Raw genomic sequence first — 4,827 nt, 5'->3', positions numbered from 1 at the left:
CGATGTGCTGCCCGCGCCCAGACCGGCGCCGCCAGACTGGCAGGGGCCCGGCGGCAGGCACGAGTTCGGAGCGTGGTGGGGACTGTCGGTGATGAGCGGCCACATCTGGGGATACGCCGGTGATGTGAAGTACATGCCCATCGATCTGCGTTACTCGTACGAATTCTATCGTCACCACCAGACGTGGACGATGCGCTATTCACCGGAGATGACGGCATTGGCGATGATGGACTGGCCGACTCCTAACATGACCCCGTCGGGAACCGTTCTGAATCAGCGCAAACGCATCTACGGCAGCGGGGTGAGCCCGGTGGGATTTCAGGCGGATTTCCTTCCGCTGCATGGGGTGCAGCCGTTCCTCTCCACCAACGGAGGATTCATCTACTTCGACGATCGGGCGCTGAGCCCGCAGGGTTCGCAGTATATGTACACAATCGACTTTGGAACCGGAGTGAACATCTTCCATCACAAGAATCAGGCGATCACAATTGGCTATCGCTACCAGCACCTGTCAAACGCAAACATCAGCCTGCACAATCCCGGCACCGATGCGAACACGTTTTATGTGGGGGTGTCTCGGTTCAAGACCAAAGGGGACCAGAGGACACAAATCGACCTGCGCTAGACCCCGACCGCGAAGATTCGTCGTCTCCTGCTCATGACGCGGTGAGACTGCGTCATGAATGGGGTACAGAGCTGGATCTGGCTATGAAAGGCCGAGATGGATGATCTGCGCTTCCGGATTTACGTCTGCCTGGAGCATCAGCATGCCGATCGTGACCGGCAATTCAAAGCGTCGCGGGCCGCAGGAGCCGGGATTGAAATAGAGCACGCCCTTGTGTCGGCGGATTTCGGGCTTGTGCGAGTGTCCGAAGAGAACCGCGCCGAATTTGGCGGCTGCCGGATCGAGATGCAGCGTGTGGACATCGTGGAGCATGTAGATGTAGTGGCCTTCGAGAAGCAGCACTTCAGTTTCGGGGAGACGGCTGCAGGGGCCGCTTCGATCGATGTTGCCGCGAATGGCGGTAACCGGTGCGACCTTCTCAAGGGATTTCAGAATAGCCGGATCGCCGACGTCGCCGAGATGCAGGATGTGTTCGACGCCAGCGAGCGCGGGGATGACTTCAGGGCGCAGCAGGCCGTGCGTGTCGCTGACGACGCCAACTTTCATCGCCCGAAGCTGAACAGGAGCGACCAGCGGCTTCTGGCTTTTACGATTTCGGCTTTGTGGACGGGGTCCATGATGCGGCGAGGGTTGCCGGGAGCTTCCGGATCGTCCATCGCCATGCAGTAGACACCGCTCCAGTTGTTCTGCCAGCGCCAGCCTTTTCCGGCGCCGGTTGCCTGGGCTTCAATGTGGCCCGCTGCGTGAGTGGGTGAAAGCTCTTCGAGGCAATGGGGACAGCGCGGGGATGCGCCTTTACGGAACTGCCCTCCACATGCGCATGGCAGCAGAAACGGTTCCCACGACTCCTCGATCTCGCCGTACTGGACGGAGGGCGTGGGGAACCCGGCGACCTGCGGGTTGGAGTAATTGAAGGTGGCGAGCATTCCGCAGCGATCGCAGTGTGCGTAAGAGCTGTCGCCGAAGCCGGAGTGCCAGAGTGAATAGCGATAGAAGCGTCCGCAATGTTCGCAATCGCCCTTTTTCATGATCACCATAGAGTCCTCACAAGCCCATTTCAAGACGCGTCCGCGGATCGAGTTGGTCGCGCAGCGCGTCTCCCAGGAAGTTGAAACCAAGCACTGCACCTGCAACGGCCATTGCCGGAAAGAGAAGAAGATGAGGTGAATCGAAGAGATGGAGCCGGGCGTCGTTGAGCATTGCGCCCCAACTGGGAGCGGGAGAAGGAATGCCCAGGCCCAGAAACGAGAGAGTGGCTTCGGCGAGGATTACACCCGCCATGCCGATCGCCGCCTGGACGAGTATCGGTTGCACGACATTGGGAAGTATGTGGCGAAAAAAGATGCGCAGGCCGCTGGCGCCGAGGGCTCGTGCAGCATCGACATATTCGCGATCGCGAACCGCCATTACCTGTGCGCGCACCAAACGCGCGTATCCCGCCCAGCCGCCGATGGCGAGGGCGAGCACAAGATTCGAAAAGCCCGGGCCTAGAAATGCCGCGAAGGCGATGGCCAGCAGAATCCCGGGCAGCGCCAGAAACGTGTTCATGGCAAAAGTGGTGAGTGCAGTGTCGACCCAGCCGCCGAGATATCCGGCGAGCCCGCCGATGCAGATTCCGAGTGTGAGCGAAACAGCCACGACACTGACCGAAACTGCGAGTGAGAGGCGTGCTCCATACAGGAGACGCGAGAGCGTATCCCGCCCCAGTTCGTCGGTTCCTGCGGGATGCGCGGTGGAAATGCCTTGTAGCCGGTGAACCAGATCGATGGAGGCGGGGCTGTAGGGGGCAAGCCATGGAGCAGCCAGGCCGGTGATGATGAAAATTGAGAGTAAAAGCATCCCGATCGCCGCTAAAGGCTGGCGACGGATGCGTTTCCCAATGGCCGGGAGGTTGACCATTACGTTGGTAAGAATACCGCGACGGCAAAACCATTTATGTGTATAAGTAAGCGTGAACACTTCCGGTAAACACTCAATCCTCTCTCTGGCTGCACTGTTGCTCTGCTTTTCAGGGTGGACGCAGGCCTTCGCGCAGGAACACCGGGATCTTGAACCCGAGGCACGACAGCTAATGGTTCTGGCGAATCAAGCCCGAGCGGCTGCAGGTGTTCCACCACTCCGCTGGGATAACGCTCTCGCCGAAGCAGCACTCAAGCATACGCTGCGCATGGCTGCCGAGGGCCCAATTGCGCATCAGTACCCGGGCGAACTGAACGTCTCGGAGCGGGCTGGCTTTACCGGTGCGCACTTCGACCTGATCGAGGAAAATGTCGCCGTCGGACCCACTCCCGCTGAAATTCACGACGAGTGGATGCATTCCAAGGGACATCGGGAAAACATGCTCAATCCCGCGGTCGACAGTGTCGGAATTGCCGTCGTCGCCAGCCGTGGGGTGCTGTATGCCACCGCCGATTACTCCCACGGAGTTCAAGCGCTAACGCAGGCGCAGGTGGAATCACGCGTTTCCGAACTGATCCAGGGGGCTGGGGTGAAGGTTGTGGCCGATCGTCGGCTTGCCCGCGCGGCATGCCTCATGGATAACGGCATGCCGGGATCCGCCGACACACGGCAGCCCACCTTTGTGATGCGCTGGGAAGGCTCAGACCTGAACCACCTGCCCAAACAACTGGTCGATCGCATTGCATCCCGGCCATTCACAGCAGCAGCAGTCGGCAGCTGCGATGCACACGGCGATCAGGGTACGTTCACCTCTTACCGCGTTGCCGTGCTGCTGTATTAGAGCGATTTCGCGCTTAATCGTCTCGAACGCCGATGCGCGGTGTTTCTCAATACACAAAACCCTCTCTCCGCACTGCGAAGGTCGCTGATTGCCAGGACCATGGTGCTCTGGCCCTGCCTTTGAATTCGTTTGCGCACCTCACAGCGTTGGCAGCTACAAGCTGCTATAGTGCTGGCCAGATTCTGAACTCAGGATCAGGAGCGCTCCCATGCCTAACACTAATTTCAATGGCGTCGCGGGGTTTTTCCTCAGGAGAGCTTGCAGGTCCCTCGCAAGCTTTCTGCTCGCTTCCAGTGCGATATCGTTTCTCTTCACAGGGCCCATGTCTGTCGCACAGGATTCCAAATCTGAGGCCGCGCTGCCCACGCCATCCGCCGGCAAAGCGATCGTCTGTATTTACCGTACGTACAGATTTACCGGTTCCGCCTCGCACGACGAGCTTTACGTCAATGAAACTCATCTGGCGAAGCTTCTCAACAGCGAATACGCATTCATGGAAATACCGCCAGGGACTGTTGTGATTTCCGGACTGCCCAAGATGTACTACGGAAGTATCATCATGTCCGCCGGCGCAGCCCTGAACGATTTAAGGAAGAAAGAGAACGAGCGGGCCCGGTTTGAGGCGGAGGCGGGCAAAACCTACTACTTCAAATGGACCGCAGGGACCATGGCGACAATGATCAAAGTGACGCCTGAGGATCCTGGTGTCGGAGCCAAAGAGATACGCAAACTCCATCTCTCCGCGCCCGCTGACGACAAGGACGCACCGAAACCGGAAACGAAGGACACCGACAAACCGGCAGCGAATTAACATCCGCTCCGGCGCAAGTGGACGCGGCCTCCTTCAACAAGCCTCGGAGGCGAGAACGGTAGTGTGTGTTTAAAGACTCTTACGAGATTTCTCTTATATGGAGCCTTGTAATTTCTATCAAGCGGCTGCGGCGTAAGCTGTCGAATGAGGCTCATCGATCTTGAATTGTGTCTGAGCGCCGTTCAAGAGCCGCCCGTTTTTGAAGGTCCGGCAGCGCGTCGCGTGTAAATGAAGTCATATTCCACGTGCCAGGTCTTGCCACTATCATTCGATCCCTGTGAGAACTGCCTCACTTTGTCGGGGCCGAGGTTGAAGAACTGCAAATGCCGCAGCAGTGTTCCGCCCCCAGGCTGCGGCACGTCGTCTGTCCAATAATCCATGATTCCGTCCTTGATTACGCCGTGAAAGAAGATAACGCCTGCCGCATTGTCCACCCAATATTGTTCCCAGCGCTTGAGATTCACGTTCCACGTGTTGTAGCTCTTGCCGAAATAGGGACCGCCCGCCGAAGTCCAGTTTTCCCAGATGACGCAATCACCCATCTCTTTCGCAACGTGACTCGAGCCCTGATGCACGCTATCGGAGGCAGAGACGACGTCCCAATCGCCAACCCAAAAGTCGAACTGCCGAAACTCGGTATCTTCGCAGGGC

General features: G+C 58.3%; 7 protein-coding genes. 3 read left to right on the top strand and 4 right to left on the bottom strand.

What is annotated here, in order from left to right; genetic code table 11:
* On the top strand, positions 1-625 hold a 625-nt coding region (locus WA354_RS15995), incomplete at its 5' end, for an acyloxyacyl hydrolase (RefSeq protein ID WP_472814019.1).
* 81 nt (positions 626-706) lie between these two features.
* Here WA354_RS15995 and WA354_RS15990 read toward each other — a convergent pair.
* The 3 genes from WA354_RS15990 to WA354_RS15980 are packed head-to-tail and all read right to left on the bottom strand — an operon-like array spanning position 707 to position 2,524.
* Complete coding sequence (locus WA354_RS15990; protein WP_472814018.1) at positions 707-1,171, bottom strand: metallophosphoesterase family protein; 465 nt, start codon at positions 1,169-1,171, stop codon at positions 707-709.
* Positions 1,168-1,653: a hypothetical protein gene (locus tag WA354_RS15985; RefSeq protein ID WP_472814017.1), complete on the bottom strand. Its 486-nt coding sequence runs from the start codon at positions 1,651-1,653 to the stop codon at positions 1,168-1,170. Before WA354_RS15985 ends, WA354_RS15990 begins: the two co-directional genes overlap by 4 nt.
* 16 nt (positions 1,654-1,669) lie before the next feature.
* Complete coding sequence (locus WA354_RS15980; protein ID WP_472814020.1) at positions 1,670-2,524, bottom strand: ABC transporter permease; 855 nt, start codon at positions 2,522-2,524, stop codon at positions 1,670-1,672.
* A 52-nt stretch (positions 2,525-2,576) separates the two neighbouring features.
* Here WA354_RS15980 and WA354_RS15975 point away from each other — a divergent pair, with 52 nt between their 5' ends.
* Together WA354_RS15975 and WA354_RS15970 are read left to right on the top strand one after the other, a co-directional pair.
* Positions 2,577-3,365 (top strand): CAP domain-containing protein, encoded by a 789-nt coding sequence (locus tag WA354_RS15975; RefSeq protein ID WP_472814016.1) that lies wholly within the window; start codon positions 2,577-2,579, stop codon positions 3,363-3,365.
* Between the two features lie 208 nt (positions 3,366-3,573).
* Complete coding sequence (locus WA354_RS15970; protein WP_472814015.1) at positions 3,574-4,176, top strand: DUF2846 domain-containing protein; 603 nt, start codon at positions 3,574-3,576, stop codon at positions 4,174-4,176.
* A 182-nt stretch (positions 4,177-4,358) separates the two neighbouring features.
* Here the strand turns inward: WA354_RS15970 and WA354_RS15965 are convergent.
* The coding region (locus WA354_RS15965; protein ID WP_472814014.1) for a hypothetical protein at positions 4,359-4,827 on the bottom strand (469 nt) is incomplete at its 5' end.

The sequence above is a fragment of the Occallatibacter sp. genome (genome assembly GCF_049802275.1).
In the GTDB taxonomy this organism is placed as follows: Bacteria; Acidobacteriota; Terriglobia; order Terriglobales; family Acidobacteriaceae; genus Telmatobacter.
Note: the sequence above shows the minus strand (reverse complement) of the source record. Positions and strands in the feature narration are given on the sequence as shown.

What these genes read in the sequence shown, in the direction of transcription:
- WA354_RS15970 (WP_472814015.1), top strand. Translation starts at nt 3,574, where the DNA reads ATGCCTAACACTAATTTCAATGGCGTCGCGGGGTTTTTCCTCAGGAGA.
- WA354_RS15985 (WP_472814017.1), bottom strand. Translation starts at nt 1,653, where the DNA reads ATGAAAAAGGGCGATTGCGAACATTGCGGACGCTTCTATCGCTATTCA.
- WA354_RS15990 (WP_472814018.1), bottom strand. Translation starts at nt 1,171, where the DNA reads ATGAAAGTTGGCGTCGTCAGCGACACGCACGGCCTGCTGCGCCCTGAA.
- WA354_RS15980 (WP_472814020.1), bottom strand. Translation starts at nt 2,524, where the DNA reads ATGGTCAACCTCCCGGCCATTGGGAAACGCATCCGTCGCCAGCCTTTA.